Genomic DNA, 25,643 nt, shown 5'->3' on the forward strand with positions numbered 1-25,643 from the left:
TAATAAAGGCCGTCTGAAATCCCGATCGGTTTCAGACGGCCTTTATTCATTCACACGATGCCTTATTCTTCAGATGCGGCTTCTGCTTCTTCCTGAACAGACTCTTCGCTCAGCGTACCTTTGGTAGAAGGCGTTTGACCCATCATGCGCGGATCGTATTCAACCGCCATGCGCAATGCGCGGCCGAAGGCTTTGAAAACAGTCTCGGCTTGATGATGTGCATTACGACCTCTAAAATTATCGATGTGCAAGGTCATCATGCTGTGATTCACAAGGCCGTGGAAAAATTCTTCAAACAAATCAACATCAAAACAGCCGATCAGGGCGCGGGTAAAGTCGATGTTGTACACCAAGCCAGGGCGGCCGGAAAGGTCGATGACTACACGGCTCAACGCTTCATCCAACGGAACATAGGCATGACCATAACGGGTAATGCCGGCTTTATTGCCAAGTGCTTGTTTCAAGGCCTGACCCAATACGATACCGATGTCTTCAACCGTGTGATGGTCGTCAATGTGCAAATCGCCTTTGCAGGTAATATCCAAGTCAATCAAACCATGACGCGCCACTTGAGCAAGCATGTGTTCAAGGAAAGGAACGCCGGTATCCAAGCGGTATTTGCCGGTACCGTCAAGGTTGAGGCTAACGGTAATTTGGGTTTCGCAGGTATTGCGGGTAACAGTAACAAAACGGCCTTCAGTTGAAACACCAGCTTCGGCTGTTTCGACAGTTTGTTTTTCCAAACGCGCCGCTTCAACTGCTGCTTTTTCTTGGTCTTTGCTGTGATCACGGTTCAGCCAGCCTTTGCGTTTGTGCATACCGGATTCCAACTTCGCAGCCAGGCTCGGACGAATGCCGCGTGCAGACTCATCGCCTGCTTGTTGTTCCAAACGGCGTTTGAGCTGAGACAAAGAGGCGGAGTTTTCATAACCGCATGCGCGTGCGAGTTTGGTCAATGAGCCGGCTTCTTCAACCAGTAACAGAAAATTGGTCAAATGCAGTTGAGCTTTGTTCATAATGGTAGTTTCCTTGAAATCAAAGATTGGGGTAAAGGTTTCTAATAACGGCCAAGACGGCATCATTTTGCGCTGCCGAGCCTATGGTTATGCGGACACACTGATCCAAAAGCGGATGGCTGCCATGCAGTTTTTTAATCAGTATGCGGTTTTGCTTCAATGTTTCAAACAGCTCGTTCGCATCAGGTACGCGAACGGTAATAAAGTTGGCTTCGCTCGGAAAAACTTCCAAACGGTTTAATTTCAACAATTCATTCATCACGCGCGAACGCTCGTTTTTTAATGTATCAATGTTTTGCTGAATGATTGGATGATGCTTCAATGAGAATTTCGCCGCCGCCAAGCTTAATTGATTCATATTGTAAGGCGGAAGGATTTTGGCCAGTTCACCCATAATGCTTGGGCTTGCCGCCGCATACCCCATCCGTAAGCCGGCAAAGCCGATTTTACTGATGGTGCGCATTACGACCAGGTTTTCGACTTCGCCCGCCCACGGAAGGAAACTGTCATGATGAAACGCACCATATGCCTCATCGACAACCACAATGCCGGTATCCGCACGAATGACCGCCTCTACTTCTTCTCGCTTAAAGCACACGCCGGTAGGATTATTGGGATAGGCAATAAAAATTAATGACGGCTGATGTTGCTCGATAGCGGTCAAAACGGCAGGGAGATTTAAAGAAAAATCTGGATTTAAGGGAACGCCGACATATTCCATGCCATAAAGCGCGGCATTATGACGATACATAACGAAACTTGGCTCAATACCCAATACACGCGCATTTGGTTTGGCAACCAGCATAGTCAAAAATTGGATAAGCTCATCGGAGCCGTTACCCAATGCGATTTCCGCTTTATCGGGAATACCGAAAACCTCCCTCAATTCTTCATAAATACCGCTCTTGGCAGCATGGGGATACAAATGAATCGGCGCCTGCTTTGCCAAGTCCGCCCATTCCGATAATAAAGATTCATACCCGGCGAAAGGATGATGCGGACACTCCATGGCGTCCAACTTAATAAAACCTTCCGGCAAATCAGCAACCTGATAGGCTGTCATTACTTTAATATCATCACGGATAACATCAGCAACGCGATTCATGGTTTTCTATCCTCCTGAGATAAAGTATTTAGAATAATAGCACAATCTTTATTAAATATATATATTAATAAGACTATAAAACAAGATAAAGTTTCATTCGTTTGAAGAAAAAACAATAAATCCTTTCTTCAGCATCTTTAAGCAATATTCTTGGCTTACCCCGCCTTTTTAGCGGTATAATTTTAAGTTTTCCAGTACGGCTTTACGCCCTCAATATTGTGAACAATACACGCTCCCCATTACCTTATCTTGCAACTTCCATAAGCCTTATCCTGCTGATTCTGCTTTCCTTGTCATGGGAATTGTGGATCGCTCCATTGCGCGAAGGCGGCTCATGGCTGGCCCTGAAAGCCCTGCCCCTGTGCCTGCCGTTGACCGGCATTTTGAAAAAACGCATCTACACTTATCAATACAGCTCCATGCTGATTCTGATTTACTTTGCCGAAGCTTGTATGCGCCTGGCTGACACAGCCGTCGCCAGCCGGATTTGCGCCGCCGTTTCCGTATTATTGTGCATTGCCTTTTTCCTCGGTTGCCTTGCATTTATCAAACAACAAAAACACACATCGAAATGACCTACCACACACTTTCAGACGGCCTGACTGAATCTTCAGTGAAAACCTTTTGGCCTTTATGGCTCAGTTTTCTTTGGATTTGTGCCGTCCCTTTTCTTTCACTCTACCGAGTCGGTCCACTGCCCAGCTTTTATTTGGAAGCCATCTCACTGAGCGGTTCATTGGTACTGACATTGATTAGCGCACACAAAGGCCTGCTGAACATCCGCCTTCCTGCACTCAGTATCGGCTTGTTTGCCATGGCCGCATTTTGGTCGCTCCAAGCGCGCCTCATGCATTCCATCTACCCCGGTATGAGCGACATTACCGCCTGGACCTTTGTCATTTTGGCACTGGGCGCATGGTCGGTGCGTGGCTGGGTAGCAGCTTACGGACAGGAGCGCGTCGTCAGCATCTTCGCTTGGTCTTTATTGATAGGTGCAACTATGCAGGCTGCCATCGTCTGGCTGCAATTTAAAGGCTGGTCCAACGTAGAGTGGTTGAACGGCATTATTGCCCGAAGCAACGGCACCGTAAACGGCCAACTCGGCCAACGAAACCATTTGGGACATTATTTAATGTGGAGCATTTTGGCGGCATCCTATTTATGGACGGCGCGCAAAATGTCCAATGCAGCAGGTTTTCTGTTCGTATTGGCTTTGACTGCGACCCTCGGCCTTGTCAATTCGCGCACCATCTTAGGCTATATTGCCGCCCTATTCCTGATTACGCCGTTATGGTTTTGGCGTACCCGTTTCCAACACAAACGCGCACTGTGCATTTTTCTCCTGACCGCAATCCTGGCCGCCGCTTTCCAATTCGGCATGGGTAGCCTGTTGGATTTGTTTGGCAACATCAAATACGAAACTGCTGTCGAACGCGCAGGCACCAGCGGTTTTGAAGGTTCCATGCGCCAAATCGAATGGAGCAAAGCATGGATTGCCTTTCAATCTGCACCTTGGTTCGGCCACGGCTGGAACAGCTTTGCCCAGCAAACCTTCCTGATCAATGCCCAACAACAATACTTTCCCAACAACATCCTCGGCGTACTGTTTACCCATTCGCACAATATCGTCATGCAGTTATTGTCCGAAATGGGCATTGCCGGCACCTTGCTTGCAGCCTTAACCCTGCTTGCAGCCGTGTGGCGACTGTTGTGCCGCAACCAAACACCGGCCTCGCTGTTTTTACTGACTGCCGCCTCCGTCAGCCTTTGCCACAGCATGCTTGAATATCCGCTTTGGTATATCTACTTCCTCACCGTATTCAGCCTGATTCTGTCACTGACACCCTCTTATCCGAAAGATGTTTCAGACGGCCCTTTATCTATCCGAATCAGACAGTGGGCAGGCGGTATAGCTGCTTTATCGATTTTAATCGGCATGGCAAACCTCAGCTGGAAATATCAAAATCTGACCCAATATAGCCGCGTAGGAAAAACTGATGACCCGCAAACGGTTCAAAACAAAATCGACGGCTTGCAACGACTTTCCAAAGAAAGTCCCATGCTTGCCTATTACGCCGATTTGAGCTTGAGCAAACGTGCAGACCCGACCGATGCCTACATCCATCCGTGGGCGGAAGAAGCCGCACTCAAAGCCCTGACCTACCGCCCCTACTCCAGCGCCTACCAAGTCGGCCTTTACCTCTACCGGCAAGGCAAAAAAGAAGAAGGTGCGCAATGGATGCAGGCAATGCAATATTATTACCCTTATATGATGTATTTCTACGCCGACAAAATACGCAGCCACCCGGCATTCGCCCCCTTGCTGCCCAAACTTTTGTCCGATTGCAAAGATTTCATCAATGCACCGAAACACCAAACTGCCAAATCATGTGACAAACCCTAAATAAAACTCACTCAATTGTCAGTTTGTCCTTACAGGCCGTCTGAAAATGTAAAGAGCGACAAGTTTCTATGCAAAAAAGCGCAAAAGCACAGAAAATTACGCTATCAACAAAGGCAGATTGCATGTTAAGATTGAATACAACTCTATTTTAATCGCCGCACCGCCTATTTAGTGCCACGGCGCATACAATCACGAAAAGGAAATTCCATGAGTCGCGTATTACTCGTAGATGACGATGCCCTCTTGACCGAATTGCTGACCGAATACCTGACTGCCGAAGGCCTCAACGTTCACAGCGTTCCTGACGGCGAAGCCGGCGTTCAAGAAATTCTGACCGGACAATACGATGTCATCGTATTAGACTCCATGATGCCTAAAATGAACGGTTTGGACGTACTGAAAAACGTACGTACCCAAAGCACTGTACCCATCATCATGCTGACTGCAAAAGGTGACGACATCGACCGCATCATCGGTTTGGAAATGGGTGCGGACGATTATGTACCGAAACCATGCACACCGCGCGAACTCTTGGCACGTATCAACGCCATCTTGCGCCGTGCGCAACACAGCAACGAACAAAACAACGCGCCTAACAGCATTTCTGTCAGTGACGTTGTCCTCTACCCTGCCAAACGCCAAGCCAGCATCAAAGACACTCCGCTTGAATTGACCAGCACCGAGTTCAATCTGCTCGAAGTTTTGATGCGCCACGCCGGACAAGTTGTCAGCAAAGAGACCTTGTCTATCGAAGCACTCGACCGCAAGCTGGCTAAATTTGACCGCAGCATCGACGTACACATCTCCAGCATCCGCCACAAACTGGGCGATGCTTCCCTGATTCAAACTGTACGCGGCTTAGGCTACCTGTTTGTTAAAAACTAAAGATTAAACAGATCAATGAAACTGTTTCAACGCATCTTCGCCACATTTTGCGCAGTCATCGTCTGCGCAATCTTTGTGGCGAGTTTTTCATTTTGGCTGGTACAAAACACCCTCGCCGAAAACCAATTCAACCAACGCCGCACCATCGAAACCACACTGATGAACAGCATCGTTTCCGCCTTCAACTCGCGTGGAGACAGCGGTGCGCGCGAAATTCTTTCCGAATGGAAAAACAATCCAGTTTCCAATGCCGTCTATGTGATTACCGGCGATGATAAAAAAGATATTTTAGGCCGCAATATCGACAGCCTCTCCATTGAGCGCGCCCGTATTTTTGCCATCAATAATCCTGAATCTGATTTGGCACACATCGAATACGACCGTTTCGGCGAAGAATACCTCTTCTTCATTAAAGGCTGGGACAACCATCAGGCCCAACGCCTCCCTAGCCCGCTCTTCATTCCCGGCCTGCCGCTTTCGCCTATTTGGCACGAATTTATTATTCTGTCTTTCATCATCATCGTCGGCCTGCTGATGGCATACATCCTTGCCAACAATATTACCAAGCCTATTAAAATTCTTGGCGGCGGCATGGACAGAGTAGCCAACGGCGAACTCGAAACCCGCATTTCCCAACAAGTTGACGACCGTGACGACGAATTGTCCCATCTTGCCGTGCAGTTCGACAAAATGGCCGAAAAGCTTGAAAAACTTGTTGCCAAAGAGCGCCACCTGCTTCACCACGTTTCTCATGAAATGCGTTCGCCGCTGGCGCGCATGCAGGCAATTGTCGGCCTGATTCAATCTCAGCCGCAAAAACAAGAGCAATACCTCAAGCGGCTTGAAGGCGAATTGGTGCGCATGGATACTTTGGTAGGTGAATTATTGACCCTCTCCCGCCTAGAGACTTCCAATATTCCTTTGGAAAAAGAAAACCTCAAACTCGTTCCTTTCCTGACCAACTTGATTGAGGACAACCAAAGCATTGCCCACCAAAACAACCAAAGCGTTACCCTGAGCATTGATCCAAAAATCCCCGAAAATGCCGTAGTCAGCGCCAACGAAGGCTATCTATACCGCGCCTTTGACAACGTTATCCGCAATGCCATCAATTACAGTCCGGAAGGCAGCACCATTCAAACCCATATCGGACAAGACGGCAAAAACTGGATTATCGATGTTACCGACAACGGGCCTGGCGTAGATGAAATGCAGCTTCCGCATATTTTCACTGCCTTTTATCGCGCCGACTCCAGTGCGCACAAGCCCGGTACAGGTTTAGGGCTTGCCTTGACGCAGCATATTATGGAACAGCACTGCGGTAAAATCATTGCTGAAAATGTCAAACCCAACGGCCTGAGGATGCGTTTTATTCTTCCTAAAAAGAAAGCCGGAGACAAAAAAGAAGTCTAAAAATAAGGCCGTCTGAAACTTTTCAGACGGCCAAAAACACAAATAAGGAACCATCATGAGTGCAACTGCCCAAACCGGCTACTTCTTCATGCCTGAACACATCATCCTCGTCGGCGCCAGCGAACGTCCGCACAGCCTTGGCGAACGCATTTTCAGCCACCTGCTCGGTTCCTCATATCAAGGCAAAATTACCCCCGTCAATCTTCGACACAGCAGTGTCGCAGGCATTCCCTCCTACTCCAGCCTCAGCAAAATCCCGGGCCAAGCCGATTTGGTTGTTGCCGTTATCCCGCCCGACCATTACGACTCGCTGTTCAAAGCCTGCCGTAAAAAAGACCTGCGCCACATTATCCTGATTCAAGATTGGGAAAACCTGCCTCCCGAATCCTGTAAAAACGCCCGTTCCATCATTCAAAAATATCACGGCGACGAATTGAACATCACCGTATGCAACAGCGCAGGCGTCCAACTTCCCTCACTCAATCTCAATATCGGCACCCAAGCCGACTATCCGGCCGGCCATATCGCATTACTGACCGGCCACAGCACTGTCAGCCGCAACATCAACCACCTGCTGAACACGCTGCACCAAGGCGTATCGCGCCACATCAGCCTCAACTTTGACCTAAGCCCTACCATATCCGCCGACTGGCTCAACCGCTTCGGCCACAACCGCCATACCAAAGTTGCCGTCATCCACTACAATCCGGCTGAAAACCAACGCGAGCTGTTCAGCGCCATCCAACACTTTACACGCCACACTCCGCTTATCCTGTTGTCCACACACTACACCGACGACACAGACAAAGCCATCCTGCGCAGCCTCAGCCGCCATTGCAATTTCCAACCGGTATTCAATAACGCCGAACTGGAAGCAGCCCTAAAAGCCCACCTTTCCGGCATTCCCGTCATTACCAACCCCACCATTCTGTCCGACACGCCGATAGAATGGCTGCGCACTAGCGCCAATGCCTGTGAATTGACCCTCGACCTCCCAACCGATGCACCATCCGTCCGACAAGGCTGCATCGGCAGCAACCCCACGCCTGCACGCATCCACCGTCTGGTGCTCGAACAATTACAAAATCCACATACTCAAGCCCTGCTCGGCATTATTTCGCCAGATACGCCGGACGCATACAGTATTCATCAAACTCTGAATAATTTGGCACAAAAAACCAGCAAGCCCATTCTCGTCAGCTATCGTTTTTCAGACGGCCTGACTCGGTTTAACACACCGGAAGAAGCCTTGCTGACACTTTATTTCCGCAATCAAACCGCCTATTTGCTACAAGTGCAAAATACCCCTGCGCCAGCCAAAACAGGCCGTCTGAAAACACCTAAAAGCAAAAATATCGATAAAGCCATTGCTTCCGGCCAAACCGAACTGATGGTGGAAGCCCTATACCTGCCTCCGTGCCAAACCCAAAAACACAATGCCGTCCAGTTCCGGTTCAGCCGCCATGCCATTTACGGCAACATCCTTTCCGCCCATTACAACGGCCAAACCGAAGCCGCATTACCTCCATTTACCACACTCGATATCCAGCGTTTAAGCCAATTTGCAGAACTCGACAACACTTCCGTTCTCAATCAATTCCTGCATTCCCTAAACACGCTTATCCACAACAACCAGCATATCGGCGACATCATCCTCAACTACAACGGCAGCCAATACAGCAGCACCATCATTCCCGAAATTGTGGAAAAACCAGCCGCGCCGACAACCAAAATCCCCAAAAAAGCCGTCCAAACCTTAGAACAGGCCGCCGCTAAAATGCAAAGTGCCGCCGCCTACCTCCAACAAAAAAATCCGGCCGCAGCCGAATTCCTACGCAACACCGGCGAAGCCGCTTCCGAACTGCTGCACCCTAAAACCGAAACGCCCGAGATACAAAACGTACTCGCACCGTATCCGAGCCAAACCGATACATTTACCCTGCCCGACGGCAACACACTGCACATCCGCGCACTAGAGCCTGAAGATGCCGAAGCCAAACAAAAATTTGTCCGCCAATTACCCACGGCCGACCGCTATACGCGCTTCATGACCCATACCAACGAGTTACCGCTGCCCACACTCGCACGGCTGACCCGTCCCGATTTCCATACCGAATGCGCGTGGGCAGCCTTCGCTTCAGACGGCCGTATCGTCGCAGTCAGCCGTTACAGCCGCATCAATCGCAATGAGTGCGAGTTCGGCATTACTTTGGCACCTGAAGCACGCAAAACCGGCTTGGCAGGCAAAATGATGAGCCTTATTATCCAAACTGCCACACAGCAAGGTTACCAAACCATGAATGCGGAAATCCTCAAAGAAAACACACCGATGCTCAAACTCGCTGAAAAATCAGGATTTACCGTTACCCCATCGGAAACCGACCGCGGCCTGTATCAAGCCAGCCTCGATTTGAATGAATGGCAAAACAGCAACAAAAACAAATAAAAACTTGCATAACCCGTGTGAAATATCCTAAAATTAGCGGTTTCTATATATCCGCATTTTTCAAAAGGACTCAAAATGGTAGTTATCCGTTTGGCTCGCGGCGGCTCAAAACACCGCCCTTTCTTCAACGTAGTCGTAACTGACTCTCGCAACCGTCGTGACGGCCGCTTCATCGAGCGCGTAGGTTTCTACAACCCCGTTGCCAACGAAAAACAAGAACGCGTACGTTTCGACGCAGACCGCATCAACCATTGGGTTGCTCAAGGCGCGAAAGTTAGCGACGCAGTTGCCAAACTGATTAAAGAGCAAAAAATCGCTGCTTAATCAGCCGAAACGACCATGACAGACACTCAAAAACGGGTAGCCATGGGCTACATCAAAGGTGTATTCGGCATTAAAGGCTGGCTTAAAATTGCCACCAATACCGAATATACCGACAGCCTGCTGGACTACCCCGAGTGGCAGTTGTGCAAGGATGGCAAAACCCTGAATGTTGTGCTTGAGGCAGGTAAAATTGTCAATGGCGAACTTCAGGTCAAATTTGAAGGTATAGACGATCGCGACCAAGCCTTTGCCTTGCGCGGCTATACCATCGAAATCCCCAGAGAGTCATTCGCCCCTACTGAGGAAGACGAATACTACTGGGCAGATTTAGTCGGCATGACCGTCATCAACAAAGAAAACATCGTTCTCGGCAAAGTCAGCAACCTGATGGAAACCGGTGCAAATGATGTTTTGATGATTAAAGGCGAACACGGACAAATCCTGATTCCCTTTGTCTCCAACTATATCGAATCTGTCGATACCGACAGCAAAACCATTATCGCCGACTGGGGTTTGGACTACTGATGCTGATCCAAGCCATCACCATTTTCCCAGAGATGTTCGACAGCATTGTTGAATATGGCGTTACAGGCAGAGCAAGAAAACAAAATCTTTGGCAGTTTCAAGCCATCAATCCCCGAAAATTTGCCGATAACAAACTTGGCTATATTGATGATCGCCCCTTCGGAGGTGGTCCGGGAATGATTATGATGGCGCCGCCGCTTCAAGCGGCAATTGAAGAAGCCAAAGCAAACTCGCAAAAACCTGCCAAAGTAATTTATCTCAGTCCGCAAGGTCAGCCGCTGACACACAAAAAAGCTGCAGAACTTGCCGAACTGCCTCATCTTGTTCTTCTATGCGGACGCTATGAAGGCATAGATGAAAGACTATTGCAAAGCAGTGTGGACGAAGAAATCAGCATTGGCGACTTTGTCGTCTCGGGTGGCGAATTACCCGCCATGATGTTGATGGATGCCGTCTTAAGGTTGGTTCCAGGTGTGTTGGGCGATATACAGTCAGCCGAACAAGACTCGTTTTCAGACGGCCTTTTAGACTGTCCTCATTACACCAAACCCGTAGAATTCCAAGGCATGATGGTTCCCGAGGTCTTACGCTCAGGAAATCATGGCTTGATTGCCGAGTGGCGATTGAAACAATCCCTGCGACGCACTTTAGAGCGCCGACCTGATTTATTGGAAAAGCGCAGTTTAATCCCAAAGGAATCCCGCCTCTTAAAAGAAATCTTGCAAGAGCAACAGGAAATCCAATCATAACTTAGGAAAAACAAATGAACTTGATTCAACAATTAGAGCAAGAAGAAATCGCTCGCTTGAACAAAGAAATCCCTGAATTCGCTCCAGGCGACACCGTTGTCGTATCTGTACGCGTGGTTGAGGGTTCTCGCAGCCGTCTGCAAGCATACGAAGGTGTTGTTATCGCTCGCCGCAACCGTGGCCTGAACAGCAACTTCATCGTTCGCAAAATCTCTAGCGGCGAAGGTGTAGAACGTACTTTCCAACTGTACTCTCCTACCGTAGAAAAAATCGAAGTTAAACGCCGTGGTGACGTACGTCGCGCCAAACTGTACTACTTGCGCGGCCTGACCGGTAAAGCAGCTCGCATTAAAGAAAAATTGCCTGCTCGCAAAGGTTAATACCTTCATCAAAAACCCACTTCAATGAAGTGGGTTTTTGTTTTTATACAAGATCTCCTCGTCTTTCTTACACAATCCTGCAAGCCAACCACCATCTCCATTTCACATATAAACTCAAACAGAATCGTAACTTCCCTACCTCTTTTAACCTTTATACAAAAGGCCGCCGTCTGAAACAAAAGATTCAGACGGACTTTAATCACATCGGACGGTTATTTAAACCATCTTGCCAATGCAGGGATACGCGACAACAACAGTGTATCCAAAATCCAAATCACAGCGATTGCGGCAATGGCTGTTGGGAAAATCACAGCCAAAATCAGAAGTGGCACAGCCATTGCCCACCATACCGGCAATTTGATTTTCTGCGCAGGAGGAACCAGACCACGCGCTTCCGAAGGACGGCGTTTCCACCACATCACACAGCCGCTGATGCAGACGAAAATGACTGCCAAGCAGAACAAAACGTTCGCCAGCACACTCCACCAGCCCATCGTACCGATATGCAGCGCAATGCTGACCGCCATGAATTTACCAAACCAGTTGTAATCATCGTAATGGATGTCGGCAAGGACTTTGCCGCTGTATTGATCGATGTGTACCGTGCGGTCGGCGGTCGGACTGGGCATATCGTAGCTCATCGAGTCCTGAGACAGCGTCCACACGCCCGTTTCGCCTTTAGGCAAATTAAGCTTGTAGCGGCCTTCAAAACCGATTTCTCGGGCAAAGCGGTCAACTGTTTCCAAAGTCATCGGTTCGCTCGGATTGATGCCGTTTTTGCCCTTCGTCGTACCGGAAACAGGCATAGGCGTAAGCTCCAGAACCCATGGCACTTCTTTGATTTTACCGTCGTTTAACACATCGCCGTGGGTCGGCACGGTAGATACAGGGTTCGGTTCGACGCCCCATTTACCGGCAGGGAATTGGCTCCAAGACTGAACCAACTTACCGCCCCAAATTCCCGCCCAAGCAACGCCCGAAAGGCAGAACAGCAACAGAAGCAAAGAAACCCAAGTGCCGAATGCGCCGTGCATGCTACGCCACCATGTACGTCCTTTACCTGCTTTCGGTACAAGCATGGATTTCACACCGCGCTGTTTTGCCCACCACAGGTAAATCCCGGTAATGATCATCAAAATAGTCAGTGAAGCGGCTGTTTCCAGTATATAGTCGCCCACCGTGCCGATCATCATATCGCCATGGATTTCGTCCATGATGTGATACCAGCCGTCATTGCGCGGCGTTGAATTGACGACCTTCGCCGTATAGGGATCAACGGCAACCATAGCAGCCTTATCGTCATTGTCCACACGGAACACGGCAACCATATCATTGGTGCGCGGCGCAATGTATTGCACCACCGAAGCGGTTTCAGGGTTCACAGACTGCCGTGCCGCTTCCGCCTGAGCCGATAAAGGCTGAACCACTGCCTGCGGCGAAACATGTATGAGTTCGCCTTCTTTACCGGTGATATTGGCAAATAGCAGCATTCCCAACCCTGTAACAGCCAGCAGGGTTAAAAACGGCGCAACCAAAAGTCCGGCATAAAAATGCCATCGCCAAACAGTCAAATAACGGCGGTTAGCCCGTTGTTCATTTTGGGGAGTTGGTTTTGTTTCCATATAATCTCTTCGTATAGTTAAAGCAGACTAATTACTACGAATTAGCATCAGGTATTTTAATCAAAAACATTCATTTAAGAAACCGTTTTTCCCATGCAGCTTTGAAATACTTCAATATTTAGTTTTCAGGCCGTCTGAAAAAACAAAATAGAACAGAAAACAACACTTTACTGAAAATCCGTTTTAATCATTGCGGTTTCGGCAGAATTTGGTAGAATACAGGCATTACTTATTTATTCATCAAGCCGCCAAGCTTTGGCGGCTTGTATTTTTATTTCCAATCCGGCTACCGCGCGTGGCCGGATAAAATTTTAAAAGCATCATCATGCTTTCATGGAGAACTCAATGCAAAAAATCCCTTTGACCGTCCGTGGTGCAGAATTGTTGAAACAAGAACTTCAACACCTCAAAAGCGTAGCACGTCCAGAAGTCATTGAAGCCATCGCCGAAGCACGTTCGCACGGCGACTTGTCTGAAAACGCAGAATACGAAGCCGCCAAAGAGCGTCAAGGCTTTATCGAAGGCCGTATCGCCGAGTTGGAACACAAACTCTCTATGGCGCACATCATCAACCCTGCCGAAATCCATGCAGAAGGCAAAATCGTGTTCGGTACAACTGTGACACTGGAAGACTTGGAAACCGAAGAACAAGTTACCTACCAAATCGTCGGTGAAGATGAAGCAGATATCAAAGAACGCAAAATCTACGTTGGCTCCCCCATTGCCCGAGCCCTGATCGGCAAAGAAGAAGGCGACGTTGCAGAAGTTCAAGCACCCGGCGGCGTGCGTGAATATGACATCATTGCCGTACAATATATCTAAATAAACAAAAGGCCGTCTGAAAACATTTTCAGACGGCCTTTTGTTATACCTAAAAACACCATAATTAAAGAAAATAAAATCTTCCCAGGAGAAGCATAATGAATCTACTATACAAAATTATCCAAACCGCTGCCGCCATGTGGCTTGGTATGCAGCTGACAGCAGGCTATGTTACTGCCCCTATCCTGTTCCGCATCCTGCCCAAAATGCTGGCAGGAGAAATCGCCGGCATTTTATTTGCCATCACAGCAATATGCGGCTTAGCTATTTTTGGCGCAGCCTATGCCTTTTTCAGACGGCAACTTGCCTCCCTCTCTTGGTGGATCTTGGTACTTTGGCTACTCTTAGCCTGTAATCATCTTTTGGTTACGCCGGTTATCGAGGCACACAAGTACGGACTGGATAACTGGCTGCTGTCTCTAGTAGGCGGTACATTCGGCATTTGGCATGGCTTATCCAGTATCATCTTTTTGATTTGCACAATACTCGCCGCTGTTTGCGTATGGAAATGGCCCAAGCCAAACTAATCCGTCTTAATAAAAGGCCGTCTGAAAGACTTATTTTCGGACGGCCTTTTATTTTGAATCATGAATTCCCCGACTCTTCAAATATAAACCATAAAAAAATGCCCTGCAATATGCAGGGCATTTTTCACAAACCGATTAAGGTTTAGCGTAACCGTGAACGCCATTGTAAGGAGCTGGGATCCAACCTTCATCAGTAGCAGGCAATTCGCCTTGACCTTCGATAGTTTGGCCTGGAGCAACTTGACGAGTAACAACGCTGCGGATTTTAACATCAACGCGACGGTCAGGTTCGATACAAGCGATAAGGGCAGCACGTTTCTTAGCTTTAGAAACTTTTTTACCCAGTTTAGCAACTTCAGCTTCACAAGTAGCAGTCATTTGAGCTTGAGACTCGCCCAGACCTACTGCAGAGATTTTGCTAGAAGCAACGCCACGGCCTACCAAGTAGTTAGCAACTACGTTGGCACGACGCTCAGACAGAGCTTGGTTGTATTCTTCAGAACCCATGAAGTCAGTGTGACCTTCAACACGTACAGTTTGTACGCTGTCGTTGCTCAGGCGTTGAGCCAAAGAGTCCAAGTTTTCTTGAGCTTCAGGACGCAGGTTGTCTTTGTCGAAGCCGAACAGAGTTTTAGTAGACAGAGAAACAGTTTCATCAACATACTCAGGAGCTTGTTGTACAGGAGCAACTGCTTCGCGGTCACCACATTCAACACGGCCTTCGGTAGCTTTGTCGAAGTAGCTGTTTTTCCAGCATTCGCCGTAGTTGTTACGGACGATTTCTTGAGATTGGCTGCTTACGGTGTAACCGTGTTTGGTGTGCGCTTCGCTGGCCATAGCGGTGCCAGAGGCAACCAAGGCAACGAACAATGCGCTTAATTTCAGCTGTTTGGTCATTTTATTCCCTCATCAAATTGTTATGCGGCGGACTAGGAAAGCAACCGCTGCAAAGTACCAATATACAGGCCGCAGTATCAAAACAGCGGCAAATCGGATATATCAGGTTGCACTATAAAGAAGCGCAAGGCAAACTGTCAATACTCGATGCCTTCAAACAATCATGAAGTGCCTGCTTCCTAGTAGTTAATCATGCCGAAAAATCAATCTTGTGTCATTAATTTAGGGCAAAATCAGACAATTCACCTACCTAAAGTTGTACAAAAACAACAAAACCCCTTTCCCTCTTCTTTCCTGAATTTCCTGTTTTCATATCATTAAAAGATATTTTCATTAAAAACAACCATTTTCAAAACTCGGGGCAAAACTGGGCAAAATATGTTAAATTACATGCCGTTTGTCGCACAAAATCCACAATAACAACGTATTCGGTACTGCTACCATGAAACTGCAACAATTACGTTACGCCCTTGAAGTTTACCGGCACAATCTGAATGTCTCCGAGGCTGCCGATGCGCTTTTTACATCCCAGCCCGGCATTTCCAAACAAATCCGCCTGCTTGAAGAAGAATTGGGTATCCAAATTTTTATCCGCAGCGGCAAACGTGTGGTTTCCGTTTCGCAACCGGGCAAAGCCGTGTTAGATATTTCGGAACGAATTTTGCGTGATGTACAAAACATTAAAAATATCGGCAGCGAGTTTACCGATCACGACAGCGGCTCGCTGACCATCGCGACAACGCATACCCAGGCGCGTTATGCCTTGCCCACAATCGTTGCGGAATTTGTCAAAAACTACCCTAAAGTCAATTTGACCATCAAACAAGGCAGCCCTTCTGCCATTGCGCAAATGGTCAGCAGCGGCGAAGCGGATTTGGCAATTATTACCGAACGCATTGACGATCATCCCGAGTTGGGCAAACTGCCCTGCTATGAATGGAACCATGCCGTCATTGTTCCGCATGACCACCCTCTTTTGGACTGCCGCAATCCTTTAAGCCTTGAAGATTTGGCTTCTTTTCCGCTGGTTACTTACGAATTTGCTTTTAATTCCGGCAGCAGTATCGCGCGTACCTTTAATAAAGCGCATATCGAGCAACCTGATGTTGCCTTATCGGCTGCCGATACGGATGTATTGAAAACGTATGTACGCTTAGGCTTGGGCGTTGGTTTGATGGCCAAAATGGCGTACGATCCCGCGGTTGATCAAGATTTGCAGCTGATTGATGCGGCACACTTATTTGAACCGTCGCCCACTTGGATAGCCTTACGCTCGGATACTTACCTGCGCGGTTACGCGTATGACTTTATCCAGATGTTTGCACCGAAACTGACCAGAGAAGTAGTCGACCGCATTCTGTACACGCCGGTTGTTGAAGATTTTTCAATTTAAAATTTGACTATCACTTGCGCAACTTAACAATTATTCTTTAATTCTTGTTAAAAAGGCCGTCTGAAATATTTCAGACGGCCTCAGATTCAGATAGCGTGTGAACAACCGGAAACCATTTTCTTCAAAGTCGTCGCATCTAGGATTTTGATGTGCTTGTGTTCAACCGAAATCAAGCCTTCGTGATGGAATTTGGATAAGGTGCGGCTGACCGTTTCCAGTTTCAGCCCTAAATAGCTACCGATTTCCTCACGCGACATCCGCAAGATAAAATCATTGGCGGCAAAACCTCGTGAATAGAGACGCTGAGACAGATTGAGTAAAAATGCCGCCAATCGCTCTTCAGCGCGCATATTGCCCAAAAGCAGCATAACGCCCTGATCTCGAACAATTTCGCGACTCATCAAGCGGAAAAAGTGAGAGCGGAGGCTGGGAATATCCTGACCGAGTTCTTCAATATGTGTAAACGGAAGCTCGCATACCTCGCTGTCTTCCAAAGCCACAGCATCACAGCTGTGAATATGGGAACAAATCCCATCCATACCGATCAGCTCGCCCGACATAAAAAAGCCGGTTACCTGATCTCGTCCATCTTGGCTGGCGACTGTTGTCTTAAAGAAGCCCGCACGGATGGCAAACAAAGAGGTAAACGGCTCGCCGGCACGGAACAGGTATTCACCTTTTTTCAGACGGCGGCTTTGACGAATAACCGCATCTAATTGTGAAAATTCGTTAGGCATTAGTCCGACAGGCAAACACAGTTCTCGTAAAGAACATGTGGAACACAAGGTTTTCATTTGATGTGTTGCATTGTGTGTAGCCATAACGCACCTTTAATTTGCTTAATTCTCTCAACCCCTGATTAAGCCGAATAACTATTGACCCATGTCAAAGTCGGCATATCATTATGAGGCATTCTACCAAACTATCGAAATTTTGACTAAAATTTTCCCTAATTTCCTTACTTCATACTACAAGCCCCGACCATGAAAATCATCCCCATCTCAAATAACACCAACACAAACAATGAATTACCGGAATTTGATCGTGAATTAATTGCCAGTTTGCCATCAAGCGGTCCACGTTATACATCCTATCCGACCGCCGACCGCTTCCATGAAGGCTTTAAAGAAGCCGAATATATCCAAGCTTTAAACCTGCGCAACATGGGTGCGCTCAACAAACCCCTTTCGCTCTACATCCACATTCCCTTCTGCAATACCATCTGCTATTACTGCGGCTGCAATAAAATCATTACCAAAGACAAAAGCCGTGCCGATGCCTATATCCAATATCTGGAAAAAGAAATGGAGTTGCTGGCACCTCATTTAGGCGGAAGACACCAGCTCGCACAGCTCCACTTCGGTGGCGGTACGCCCACATTCCTGAGCGATGACCAACTCGAACGCGTCTTCGACATGATTCGTAAATACTTCCAGCTGATTCCCAACGGCGAATACTCCATCGAAATCGACCCGCGTAAAGTCAGCCGTGAAACCGTCCTCAAATTGGGCAAACTCGGTTTCAACCGCATGAGTGTCGGTATTCAAGACTTTGACCCTAAAGTACAGGAAGCCGTCAACCGCATTCAAAGCTACGAAGAAACCAAAGAAGTGATTGATGCCGCGCGTGAAGCCGGGTTTAAATCGGTCAGCGTCGATTTGATTTACGGCTTGCCGCACCAAAACACCGAAAGCATCAAAACCACCATCGATACAGTCTTATCCCTCGATCCCGACCGCCTTGCCCTCTACCACTACGCCCACCTGCCGCATATCTTCAAACCGCAACGCCGTATCGACACCAATGTCGTACCCGGCAGTGAAGAAAAACTCGATATGCTGCAATATTGCGTCCAAACCCTGACTGAGCGAGGCTACGTTTTCATCGGCATGGACCACTTTGCCAAACCTGACGACGAGCTCTCCATCGCACTCAAAGAAGGTTTCCTGCAACGAAATTTCCAAGGTTATTCCACCTATGCCGACTGCGACTTGGTGGCGATCGGCATGTCCTCTATCGGCAAAATCGGCAGCACCTACTCCCAAAACGAGCGCGATATCGATGCCTATTACGCCGCACTCGACGCCGGACACCTGCCGATTATGCGCGGCTACCAGCTCAATCAAGACGACATTTTGCGCCGCAACATCATTCAGGATTTGATGTGCCGCTTCTCGCTCGACTATCGGATTTACGAAAGCGTGTTCGGCATTCCGTTTAGCCGTTATTTTGCAGCGGAACTGGAAGATATGAAGCAACTGGAAACCCTCGGCCTGGTCCACCTCAAACCGCACGGCCTGACCGTTACGCCGAAGGGCCGTTTCCTGATCCGCAACATCGCCATGGTGTTCGACTACCATTTACGCCATAAAGAAACCAAAGCCAAATACTCGCAAACCGTATAAACACTTAGGCCGTCTGAACATATGTGCTATATTTCAGACGGCCTTTTTTCACATCAAAAGCAACACAAAATGGATCAACCCGATTTCTTCCCCATTCCCAGCCCCTGCATCGGCGTTTGCGAAGCCAATGCCAAAGGTTATTGCAAAGGCTGCCTGCGCAGCCGGGAAGAGCGCTTGTACTGGCTCCAGATGACCGATAGCCAAAAACATCAAGTCATGCACCTTCTATCCCTCAGGAAGGCCAAAATCCGCAACCGCAAACTGGAAAAAACCGAAACGGGCGAACATCCGGTTCAAAACCTGCTCGATTTCTAAATTGCCCTTGCCGACCGCACACCACAATAAGGAAAAACATGAAAAAACTGCTTGCCTGCCTGCTTGTACCATTGACCGCCCTTGCCCTGGGCGCCTGCAAACCCGCCGCAACTTCATCCGACAACAAACCCGCCGAACTCAACTGGCAGCAGCCTAAACTCACCAGCAATGTTTGGAAAATCAGCAAAGAAGGCCAACCCGATTCCTACCTGCTCGGCACCATCCATATGGGACGAACCAATCAAACCTTGTCTTCCGATGCAGTCAAACTGTTGCAATCCACCGCCCAACTGACGACAGAAGTTGACGCATTGCCGGACAGCAGCCCGGAAACGGCAAAAATGTATCAAAAATACTTCAAGGAAGTCATGAGTACCGAACCACTCAGCCGTAAGCTCGGCAAAGCAGATTTCCGTCTTTTACAAGAAATCTATTCGCAAAATGAAGAAAGCCGACCCATCACCCAAATTGCCGACAAACTCCATCCGTGGGCGGCATTCATTTTTGCCGGCAGTACATTTCCCCGAGGGTATAGCGCAGAAACCGGTGCAGATATGTTGCTGACCAACGCGGCCGCCGACATCAATAAGCTGCGTGGTTCATTAGAAAGTTTGGACGATGTTACCGCGATCTTCAAAGCTCAGCCTGAAGAAACCATGCTCAACTTTCTGAAAGCCAGTATTAAAACCTATAAAGAAGAAACCGAAGATGTCAAAAAACTCCATCAAGCCTATTCAGACGGCCGCTTTGAAGAACTCATCCCACTTTTGGAAGAAACCGAACAACGCACCCTCAAACTTGTTGATACCAAATACGCCAAAGCTATGTCCGATTGGCTGAAAAACGACCTTCTGATCCGTCGCAACTTGGCATGGCTGCCTGAAATCCGCAAGCAATCTGCCAAACAAAGTACCCTCTTTGCTGTCGGCATTGCCCATTTACCCAGCGAAAAAGGTCTAATCGAACTACTGCGTAAAGAAGGCTATCAAGTAACACCCGAACCCAAAGTCCTGATTTGGCAATAAATCCAATCAAACGACAAGGCCGTCTGAAAGTCTTTCTTTCAGACGGCCTTTATTTAATCTCTATTAAATGAAGCAGTAAGCAATATTGAGCGTAACAATCAATCGCCCAATGCCGCCACCATCACCGCTTTAATCGTGTGCATCCGGTTTTCTGCCTGATCAAACACGATGCTGGCTTCGCTTTCAAAAACTTCTTCCGTTACTTCCACACCATTCAGGCCGAATGTCTCATAAATCCATTCGCCGACTTTGGTTTCGCGATTATGGAAAGCAGGCAGACAGTGCATAAATTTAACTTGCGGATTTTCCGCCGCGGCCATTAATTCGGGCGTAACTCGGTAATCTTTCAGCAAATCGATACGTTCCTGCCACGCCTCTTTAGGCTCACCCATGCTGACCCACACATCGGTATGGATAAAATCCACGCCTTTCACGGCTTCTTTCACATTCTCCGTCAACAGAATCCGTCCGCCGGTCTCTTTGGCAACAGCCTGCACCGTCTCGATAATGTTTTCAGACGGCCACAAACTTTTCGGCGCACCGATACGCACATCCATGCCCAGTTTCGCAGCCAACACCAGCAACGAATTGGCCATGTTGTAACGCGCATCGCCGACATAGGCAAACGCAATCTGGTTCAAAGGCTTGTCGCTATGCTCGCGCATCGTCAGCGCATCAGCGAGCATTTGAGTCGGGTGAAACTCGTTGGTCAAACCATTGAACACAGGCACGCCTGCATACTTGGCCAGCTCTTCCACCACATCCTGTCCAAAGCCGCGATACTCGATACCGTCAAACATCCGCCCTAAAACACGCGCCGTATCCTTAATGCTTTCCTTATGCCCGATTTGGCTGGCAGACGGCTCCAGATAAGTTACCCCTGCCCCTTGATCACGCGCAGCCACTTCAAACGCGCAACGGGTGCGGGTTGATGTTTTCTCGAAAATCAGGGCAATGTTTTTTCCCTGCATCCGCTGCACCTCGCACCCTGCTTTTTTAGCGGCCTTCAATTCGGCGGCAAGGTCGAGATAGGTAGTGATTTCTTCCGGCGTAAAATCCAAAAGTTTTAAAAAATGGCGGTTTTTCAGGCTCATGTCTTATTTCTCTTTTTCTAGCGTGGGGGTTGCCCAACATTTTTCTCCATGCAGATTTTTCCGGGCTTCCCCGACCTTCTGCTGCTCAATTTTTCAGAATGCGAAGCCTGCCCGAAGCGCGGCTCCTTATCCTCTATCAAAACAAGGCCGTCTGAACTTCACCTCGCTCCAAGGCAAGCAACGATTGTTTGCGGTTCAAACCGCCTGCGTAGCCGGTCAGCTTGCCATCGCTGCCGATGACACGGTGGCAGGGAATCAGGATAGACACCTTGTTCTGCCCGTTTGCAGCGGCAACGGCACGAATGGCTTTAGGATTACCCAACTGTTGCGCCTGCTCCTTATAACTGCGCGTTTCGCCGTAAGGAATGGTCAGCAGCGCATTCCACACCTGCTGCTGAAAGGCTGTACCTATCGTTTCCAAAGGTGTCGCAAAAACTTTCAGACGGCCTTGGAAGTATAAATCCAATTCTTGACGCAAAAGTTGCGTTTGCTCATTTTCTTGGAAAATAAACTGTCCGTTCAAAGCTTTTTGGACAGCCATGATTTCCTGTTCCATATGTTTCTGCCCGACAAATTCCAGCAGACACAAACCCTTACTGCCGAACACCGCCAACATCTCACCCAACGGCGTGGCAACCGCGGCCGCAGTCAGTTCGTTCGGACTATCAGGATAACGCGCTTCCAACAGACGGATGGCTCGGCGGATACGGACATATTCTTCGGGCGTGCAGCCGATACGGTCGATAAAATCCTGCTCGAACTGCTTGGCTTCGTGTTCCGTAAGACGCTCGTGCAGCAAGGCTTCGAGAGTAACGGGAAAGTCAGTTTCCAACTGCTCTCGGATTTCATTCCACCTTGATGGAAGGTCGTTTAAAGAAGGCAGAGTAATCATATTTTGCCTTGTCCAATTATCGATAACTTAAACGAAAACAAAAAGAGCAAAAGAATCATATCGCCCTATCGTTTTTCAAAGCCTATACGGCCTTTTTCACTTAAACAAACGTTTCAACATACCTTCATATACTGCCGACAGCTTCGGAATATCTTCCAAACGTACGTTTTCGTTGATTTGGTGGATGGTCGCGTTAGACGGGCCTAATTCGATGAGTTCTTTGGCAATGGCTTTGATGAAGCGTCCATCCGAAGTACCGCCGGTAGTGGACAATTCGGCCTCAACGCCACAAATCTCGGCAATGGCTTCGCGCGCCACATCGGTCAGTTTTCCGGCCTGAGTTAAAAACGGTTGGCCGGAACAAGACCACTGCAAATCATATTGCACGCAGTGTTTGTCCAAAATGGCGTGGACGCGTTGTTTCAGTCCTTCTTCGGTGGACTCGGTAGAAAAGCGGAAATTGAATTTGACGTTCAGCTCGCCCGGAATAACATTGGTCGCGCCTGTACCGCCGTTGATATTGGAAATTTGGAAACTGGTCGGTGGAAAGTATTCGTTGCCCTCGTCCCAGACTTCTTGTGTCAGCTCTAACAAGGCCGGGGCAAAAGTATGCACGGGATTGATTGCCAAATGCGGATAGGCAATATGGCCTTGCTTGCCTTTGACGGTCAGATTGCCCGACAGCGAGCCGCGGCGGCCGTTTTTCAACATATCGCCTAATTTATCCACGGCAGTCGGTTCACCGACGATACAGTAATCAATCAACTCGCCGCGCGCTTTCAACACATCGACGACTTTGGTCGTACCGTCCAGCGCATCACCCTCTTCGTCCGAAGTAATCAGGAGCGCGATGCTGCCTTGATGATTGGGATTTTCGGCAACGAATCGCTCGCAGGCGGTAACAAAACAGGCAATGCTGGTTTTCATATCCGCCGCGCCGCGGCCATACAGACGGCCTTCACGCTCGGTCGGTTCAAACGGTGGCGAATCCCATTTTTCAACAGGGCCTGTCGGCACGACGTCGGTATGTCCGGCAAAGCAGAACACCGGAGCCTGAGTACCGCGTCGCAACCAAACATTTTTGGTGTCGCCAAAATAAAGCTCTTCTACGGCAAAACCGATTTTTTGCAGACGTTCGGCCAGTAGTTGTTGGCAGTTTTGGTCATCCGGCGTAACGGACGGGCGGGAAATCAGCGCTTTGGCAAGCTCTAAGGATTGAGTTTCGGTCATATTTGCTCACTTTGAGAAACAGGCCGTCTGAAACGTTCTGAATATAATTTTCAGACGGCCTTGAGTTTATTTGAAGATACTGAATGGGCAGTCTGCCTTTCGGTATTCTGAGTTATTTTCCATGACAAGCTTCATACAGCGGCAGTAAGTCTTCCACTGTTTCCACTATCCATTTCGCGACATCCTGCTTGCCTAAATCATCGCGTTCGATGTGTTTCCCGATGCAGAAGAAATCTTTGTCGTCTCGAAGCTTTCTATCGCCGTCGCTTTGTTGGGAGACGGTACGATAATCATCATATTCGCTTTCCGCACCGTGCCACATATCGAATGAAGCGTATTTTTCAGTATCAAAATTATCCAGCCAGCGGTTGTAATCAGGCAGCGCAATTGGGGAAACATCGGCTTTATAGCAATGCCAATCCAAGCTGACGCTCAGGCGGCGACGGTTGAGCAAAATCGATAAAATCGCTGCGGAATTTTTATATTGTTCGTATTTGAAATAGGCAAAGAAATGAGCGCGGACCTGCCAGCCGTTACACCAGCGTTCGATATGCGGCGGCGCGAACGGCGCACCCAATTCAGCGGCAACCTGCTGGATCAGCTGCTGCCATACCTGCCAGTTTTCTTTATAGTCTGCCTTGATTTGCGGAATGCTTTCAGGCTGGTATTTTTTAAGCTGGGAAAACTGGAAAAAAGGGATATTGAACAAATTGCAACTTTTTGGGGTCAGCATAGTGTATTCCTTGAGACGATTGTTTCAGACGGCCTTATTTGCGGCGGCGTGCGGCCATAATTTCGCCGATTTCGGTCAATTTTTCTTTGGGGATAAAGGTTTTGCCCATATCAAACAGCGGCTCTTCAATCGCCAGATGGATATCATATCCTGCGACAAAACGCGTGAATGCTTCGGCATCAGGGATATAGGCGTTGTCTGCTTCAAGCTTGGCAAATTCAGCCGCTACGCCGTCCCAGTTGCTATGCAGGCTGACATGTTGGCGCAACAGCTCGTCAACGCTTTCTTGTGCTTGCGGCGCGTATTGCAACAAAAGCGGAAAGAAGTTTTCTTCTTCATCTTCATGGTGCAACGGTGCGGCAATATTGAAATACTGGGCAATTTGGCGGATGGTTTGCAAAACGACTTGATTGCAGCCGTTTTCGGCAATATAGTCCGACAACATGGCAACCTGATTGCAGAAACGGCGCACTTTGCCGTGGCAGGCGTACAGCATTTCAATGGGTTCGGCAAAAGTAACGCTTTTGGTTTCAAACGGATTCATAGGATTTATTCTTAAATTAATGTTTCCAGATTATAACAAAACAGCCTGCGCAAGGCAGGCTGTCTGTTTTCGAACTTGAGGCGGATTAGTCAACCAAAGTAACTTTACCGTTCATCAAAGCACCGTGACCTGGGAAGGTACAAGCGAATTTGTATTCGCCGTCAGCCAGTTTGGCAGGATCCAGAGTCAAAGAAGATTCTTCGCCGCCACCGATCAGTTTGGTGTGGGCAACAACGCGTGCATCATCAGGTTTAACGTAGTCAGTGTCAGCTGCGCCAACGCCATCTTTGAAAATACCGTCCATGTCTTCAGTTTTACCGATAACAATGTTGTGACCCATGCTGGCTTTAGGTTGGGTACCGGTGTGTTTCAGGGTGATGGTGAATTCTTTACAAGCTTTGCTTACTTGGATTTCTTTAGTGTTGAACTGCATAGCGTCGTTGGCTTCAACAGTAGTCGCGCAGTTGCCGGCAGCAGGAGCAGCGGCAGCGTCGGCTGGAGCGGCTTCAGAAGCAGGAGCTGCATCAGCAGGTGCAGTAGTTTCTGCAGGGGCAGCTTCGGAAGCAGCAGGGGCTTCAGCAGGTTTTGCAGCTTCTTGAGAGCATGCAGCCAAGCCGATAACGGCAGCGGAAATCAGAGCCAGATAAGCTTTCATTGATGTATCTCCTAATGATGAGAGTTTTGTTAAGTTCTATTAATAGCACCACACGAATATATTAATAAAAGGCAAACGCCAAACTAAAATTTATCCGCATAGCGTGATGTGAAATTCAGGCGTTATTTTGCTACAAACTTCACACGAAATCAAAGTTTCAAGCCAAGTTTACATCAGTTTACCTAAAAGAAAACAGATACTTTCTAGGTCGTATTTCTTTAGTATTAGATGCTATCATCCGA

General features: G+C 48.3%; 26 protein-coding genes. 15 read left to right on the forward strand and 11 right to left on the reverse strand.

What is annotated here, in order from left to right; translation table 11 throughout:
• Positions 1-62: 62 nt before the first annotated feature.
• Positions 63-1,016 carry an imidazoleglycerol-phosphate dehydratase HisB gene (gene hisB, locus ACTHSW_RS03605; RefSeq protein WP_070460185.1) on the reverse strand — a complete coding sequence of 318 codons (954 nt, stop codon included), beginning with the start codon at positions 1,014-1,016 and terminating at the stop codon, positions 63-65.
• Between the two features lie 19 nt (positions 1,017-1,035).
• A complete protein-coding gene (gene hisC, locus ACTHSW_RS03610) occupies positions 1,036-2,121 on the reverse strand; it encodes a histidinol-phosphate transaminase (protein ID WP_070460183.1) in 1,086 nt (361 codons plus the stop codon).
• A gap of 218 nt (positions 2,122-2,339) precedes the next feature.
• On the opposite strand from hisC, the gene ACTHSW_RS03615 reads away from it, so the two are divergent.
• The 9 genes from ACTHSW_RS03615 to rplS all read left to right on the forward strand — a co-directional run bounded on the left by ACTHSW_RS03615 (position 2,340) and on the right by rplS (position 11,247).
• The gene (locus ACTHSW_RS03615) at positions 2,340-2,696 is read left to right on the forward strand and encodes a DUF2069 domain-containing protein (RefSeq protein WP_049336736.1); all 357 of its coding nucleotides are present in this window, start codon (positions 2,340-2,342) and stop codon (positions 2,694-2,696) included.
• Positions 2,693-4,525 carry a Wzy polymerase domain-containing protein gene (locus ACTHSW_RS03620; RefSeq protein WP_440373764.1) on the forward strand — a complete coding sequence of 611 codons (1,833 nt, stop codon included), beginning with the start codon at positions 2,693-2,695 and terminating at the stop codon, positions 4,523-4,525. Before ACTHSW_RS03615 ends, ACTHSW_RS03620 begins: the two co-directional genes overlap by 4 nt.
• 207 nt (positions 4,526-4,732) lie before the next feature.
• Entirely contained in the window at positions 4,733-5,410 is a 678-nt protein-coding gene (misR, locus tag ACTHSW_RS03625; RefSeq protein WP_070632537.1) for a two-component system response regulator MisR, read from the forward strand.
• Between the two features lie 15 nt (positions 5,411-5,425).
• Positions 5,426-6,823, forward strand: a complete 1,398-nt coding sequence (locus ACTHSW_RS03630; protein WP_440373765.1) for an ATP-binding protein — start codon at positions 5,426-5,428, stop codon at positions 6,821-6,823.
• 55 nt (positions 6,824-6,878) lie between these two features.
• Complete coding sequence (locus tag ACTHSW_RS03635; protein WP_440373766.1) at positions 6,879-9,269, forward strand: GNAT family N-acetyltransferase; 2,391 nt, start codon at positions 6,879-6,881, stop codon at positions 9,267-9,269.
• Positions 9,270-9,344: 75 nt separating this feature from the next.
• On the forward strand, positions 9,345-9,593 hold the full coding sequence (gene rpsP, locus ACTHSW_RS03640; RefSeq protein WP_003684452.1) for a 30S ribosomal protein S16: 249 nt from the start codon (positions 9,345-9,347) through the stop codon (positions 9,591-9,593).
• 15 nt (positions 9,594-9,608) lie between these two features.
• Positions 9,609-10,118 (forward strand): ribosome maturation factor RimM, encoded by a 510-nt coding sequence (gene rimM / locus ACTHSW_RS03645; RefSeq protein WP_107868313.1) that lies wholly within the window; start codon positions 9,609-9,611, stop codon positions 10,116-10,118.
• Positions 10,118-10,867 carry a tRNA (guanosine(37)-N1)-methyltransferase TrmD gene (trmD, locus tag ACTHSW_RS03650; protein WP_003679468.1) on the forward strand — a complete coding sequence of 250 codons (750 nt, stop codon included), beginning with the start codon at positions 10,118-10,120 and terminating at the stop codon, positions 10,865-10,867. Before rimM ends, trmD begins: the two co-directional genes overlap by 1 nt.
• A 14-nt stretch (positions 10,868-10,881) precedes the next feature.
• A complete protein-coding gene (gene rplS / locus ACTHSW_RS03655) occupies positions 10,882-11,247 on the forward strand; it encodes a 50S ribosomal protein L19 (RefSeq protein ID WP_003679470.1) in 366 nt (121 codons plus the stop codon).
• 212 nt (positions 11,248-11,459) lie between these two features.
• Here the strand turns inward: rplS and ACTHSW_RS03660 are convergent, their stop codons facing one another.
• Positions 11,460-12,869 (reverse strand): PepSY-associated TM helix domain-containing protein, encoded by a 1,410-nt coding sequence (locus ACTHSW_RS03660; protein ID WP_440373767.1) that lies wholly within the window; start codon positions 12,867-12,869, stop codon positions 11,460-11,462.
• 345 nt (positions 12,870-13,214) lie between these two features.
• Between ACTHSW_RS03660 and greA the strand changes: the two genes are divergently transcribed.
• Positions 13,215-13,691, forward strand: coding sequence for a transcription elongation factor GreA (greA, locus tag ACTHSW_RS03665; protein WP_003684304.1), 477 nt, complete (start codon positions 13,215-13,217; stop codon positions 13,689-13,691).
• A 98-nt stretch (positions 13,692-13,789) separates the two neighbouring features.
• On the forward strand, positions 13,790-14,218 hold the full coding sequence (locus tag ACTHSW_RS03670) for a DUF4149 domain-containing protein (protein WP_070460169.1): 429 nt from the start codon (positions 13,790-13,792) through the stop codon (positions 14,216-14,218).
• 135 nt (positions 14,219-14,353) lie between these two features.
• Here the strand turns inward: ACTHSW_RS03670 and ACTHSW_RS03675 are convergent, their stop codons facing one another.
• Positions 14,354-15,115 (reverse strand): OmpA family protein, encoded by a 762-nt coding sequence (locus tag ACTHSW_RS03675; RefSeq protein ID WP_049336752.1) that lies wholly within the window; start codon positions 15,113-15,115, stop codon positions 14,354-14,356.
• A 442-nt stretch (positions 15,116-15,557) separates the two neighbouring features.
• On the opposite strand from ACTHSW_RS03675, the gene ACTHSW_RS03680 reads away from it, so the two are divergent.
• Positions 15,558-16,508 carry a CysB family HTH-type transcriptional regulator gene (locus tag ACTHSW_RS03680; RefSeq protein ID WP_070460167.1) on the forward strand — a complete coding sequence of 317 codons (951 nt, stop codon included), beginning with the start codon at positions 15,558-15,560 and terminating at the stop codon, positions 16,506-16,508.
• An 86-nt stretch (positions 16,509-16,594) separates the two neighbouring features.
• Here the strand turns inward: ACTHSW_RS03680 and fnr are convergent, their stop codons facing one another.
• Positions 16,595-17,329 (reverse strand): fumarate/nitrate reduction transcriptional regulator Fnr, encoded by a 735-nt coding sequence (gene fnr, locus ACTHSW_RS03685; RefSeq protein ID WP_039862092.1) that lies wholly within the window; start codon positions 17,327-17,329, stop codon positions 16,595-16,597.
• 162 nt (positions 17,330-17,491) lie between these two features.
• Here fnr and hemN point away from each other — a divergent pair, with 162 nt between their 5' ends.
• From hemN to ACTHSW_RS03700, 3 genes are all read left to right on the forward strand, one after another.
• On the forward strand, positions 17,492-18,913 hold the full coding sequence (gene hemN / locus ACTHSW_RS03690; RefSeq protein WP_070460164.1) for an oxygen-independent coproporphyrinogen III oxidase: 1,422 nt from the start codon (positions 17,492-17,494) through the stop codon (positions 18,911-18,913).
• Between the two features lie 69 nt (positions 18,914-18,982).
• Entirely contained in the window at positions 18,983-19,228 is a 246-nt protein-coding gene (locus ACTHSW_RS03695) for a DUF1289 domain-containing protein (protein WP_070460222.1), read from the forward strand.
• A gap of 38 nt (positions 19,229-19,266) precedes the next feature.
• Positions 19,267-20,253: a TraB/GumN family protein gene (locus ACTHSW_RS03700; protein WP_070460161.1), complete on the forward strand. Its 987-nt coding sequence runs from the start codon at positions 19,267-19,269 to the stop codon at positions 20,251-20,253.
• A 98-nt stretch (positions 20,254-20,351) separates the two neighbouring features.
• Here the strand turns inward: ACTHSW_RS03700 and argF are convergent, their stop codons facing one another.
• From argF to azu, 6 genes are all read right to left on the reverse strand, one after another.
• The gene (gene argF, locus ACTHSW_RS03705; protein ID WP_070460158.1) at positions 20,352-21,347 is read right to left on the reverse strand and encodes an ornithine carbamoyltransferase; all 996 of its coding nucleotides are present in this window, start codon (positions 21,345-21,347) and stop codon (positions 20,352-20,354) included.
• Positions 21,348-21,483: 136 nt separating this feature from the next.
• Complete coding sequence (locus ACTHSW_RS03710; RefSeq protein ID WP_070460155.1) at positions 21,484-22,239, reverse strand: methylated-DNA--[protein]-cysteine S-methyltransferase; 756 nt, start codon at positions 22,237-22,239, stop codon at positions 21,484-21,486.
• Positions 22,240-22,335: 96 nt separating this feature from the next.
• A complete protein-coding gene (dapE, locus tag ACTHSW_RS03715; RefSeq protein WP_070460152.1) occupies positions 22,336-23,469 on the reverse strand; it encodes a succinyl-diaminopimelate desuccinylase in 1,134 nt (377 codons plus the stop codon).
• Positions 23,470-23,581: 112 nt separating this feature from the next.
• Positions 23,582-24,202, reverse strand: a complete 621-nt coding sequence (locus tag ACTHSW_RS03720; protein ID WP_070460149.1) for a glucose-6-phosphate 1-dehydrogenase family protein — start codon at positions 24,200-24,202, stop codon at positions 23,582-23,584.
• A gap of 34 nt (positions 24,203-24,236) precedes the next feature.
• On the reverse strand, positions 24,237-24,746 hold the full coding sequence (locus tag ACTHSW_RS03725) for a hemerythrin domain-containing protein (protein ID WP_070460146.1): 510 nt from the start codon (positions 24,744-24,746) through the stop codon (positions 24,237-24,239).
• Positions 24,747-24,831: 85 nt separating this feature from the next.
• Entirely contained in the window at positions 24,832-25,401 is a 570-nt protein-coding gene (gene azu, locus ACTHSW_RS03730) for an azurin (protein WP_070460143.1), read from the reverse strand.
• Between the last annotated feature and the right edge of the window lie 242 nt (positions 25,402-25,643).

This window comes from Neisseria sp. P0008.S004 (genome assembly GCF_051962755.1).
GTDB lineage: Bacteria > Pseudomonadota > Gammaproteobacteria > Burkholderiales > Neisseriaceae > Neisseria > Neisseria subflava_A.

What these genes read in the sequence shown, in the direction of transcription:
- ACTHSW_RS03660 (WP_440373767.1), bottom strand. Translation starts at nt 12,869, where the DNA reads ATGGAAACAAAACCAACTCCCCAAAATGAACAACGGGCTAACCGCCGT.
- ACTHSW_RS03635 (WP_440373766.1), top strand. Translation starts at nt 6,879, where the DNA reads ATGAGTGCAACTGCCCAAACCGGCTACTTCTTCATGCCTGAACACATC.
- ACTHSW_RS03620 (WP_440373764.1), top strand. Translation starts at nt 2,693, where the DNA reads ATGACCTACCACACACTTTCAGACGGCCTGACTGAATCTTCAGTGAAA.
- ACTHSW_RS03630 (WP_440373765.1), top strand. Translation starts at nt 5,426, where the DNA reads ATGAAACTGTTTCAACGCATCTTCGCCACATTTTGCGCAGTCATCGTC.
- ACTHSW_RS03680 (WP_070460167.1), top strand. Translation starts at nt 15,558, where the DNA reads ATGAAACTGCAACAATTACGTTACGCCCTTGAAGTTTACCGGCACAAT.
- ACTHSW_RS03695 (WP_070460222.1), top strand. Translation starts at nt 18,983, where the DNA reads ATGGATCAACCCGATTTCTTCCCCATTCCCAGCCCCTGCATCGGCGTT.
- hisC (WP_070460183.1), bottom strand. Translation starts at nt 2,121, where the DNA reads ATGAATCGCGTTGCTGATGTTATCCGTGATGATATTAAAGTAATGACA.
- fnr (WP_039862092.1), bottom strand. Translation starts at nt 17,329, where the DNA reads ATGGCTACACACAATGCAACACATCAAATGAAAACCTTGTGTTCCACA.
- dapE (WP_070460152.1), bottom strand. Translation starts at nt 23,469, where the DNA reads ATGACCGAAACTCAATCCTTAGAGCTTGCCAAAGCGCTGATTTCCCGC.
- azu (WP_070460143.1), bottom strand. Translation starts at nt 25,401, where the DNA reads ATGAAAGCTTATCTGGCTCTGATTTCCGCTGCCGTTATCGGCTTGGCT.
- ACTHSW_RS03710 (WP_070460155.1), bottom strand. Translation starts at nt 22,239, where the DNA reads ATGATTACTCTGCCTTCTTTAAACGACCTTCCATCAAGGTGGAATGAA.
- misR (WP_070632537.1), top strand. Translation starts at nt 4,733, where the DNA reads ATGAGTCGCGTATTACTCGTAGATGACGATGCCCTCTTGACCGAATTG.
- argF (WP_070460158.1), bottom strand. Translation starts at nt 21,347, where the DNA reads ATGAGCCTGAAAAACCGCCATTTTTTAAAACTTTTGGATTTTACGCCG.
- rplS (WP_003679470.1), top strand. Translation starts at nt 10,882, where the DNA reads ATGAACTTGATTCAACAATTAGAGCAAGAAGAAATCGCTCGCTTGAAC.
- hisB (WP_070460185.1), bottom strand. Translation starts at nt 1,016, where the DNA reads ATGAACAAAGCTCAACTGCATTTGACCAATTTTCTGTTACTGGTTGAA.
- rpsP (WP_003684452.1), top strand. Translation starts at nt 9,345, where the DNA reads ATGGTAGTTATCCGTTTGGCTCGCGGCGGCTCAAAACACCGCCCTTTC.
- ACTHSW_RS03675 (WP_049336752.1), bottom strand. Translation starts at nt 15,115, where the DNA reads ATGACCAAACAGCTGAAATTAAGCGCATTGTTCGTTGCCTTGGTTGCC.
- rimM (WP_107868313.1), top strand. Translation starts at nt 9,609, where the DNA reads ATGACAGACACTCAAAAACGGGTAGCCATGGGCTACATCAAAGGTGTA.
- trmD (WP_003679468.1), top strand. Translation starts at nt 10,118, where the DNA reads ATGCTGATCCAAGCCATCACCATTTTCCCAGAGATGTTCGACAGCATT.
- ACTHSW_RS03725 (WP_070460146.1), bottom strand. Translation starts at nt 24,746, where the DNA reads ATGAATCCGTTTGAAACCAAAAGCGTTACTTTTGCCGAACCCATTGAA.
- ACTHSW_RS03720 (WP_070460149.1), bottom strand. Translation starts at nt 24,202, where the DNA reads ATGCTGACCCCAAAAAGTTGCAATTTGTTCAATATCCCTTTTTTCCAG.
- greA (WP_003684304.1), top strand. Translation starts at nt 13,215, where the DNA reads ATGCAAAAAATCCCTTTGACCGTCCGTGGTGCAGAATTGTTGAAACAA.
- ACTHSW_RS03700 (WP_070460161.1), top strand. Translation starts at nt 19,267, where the DNA reads ATGAAAAAACTGCTTGCCTGCCTGCTTGTACCATTGACCGCCCTTGCC.
- hemN (WP_070460164.1), top strand. Translation starts at nt 17,492, where the DNA reads ATGAAAATCATCCCCATCTCAAATAACACCAACACAAACAATGAATTA.
- ACTHSW_RS03670 (WP_070460169.1), top strand. Translation starts at nt 13,790, where the DNA reads ATGAATCTACTATACAAAATTATCCAAACCGCTGCCGCCATGTGGCTT.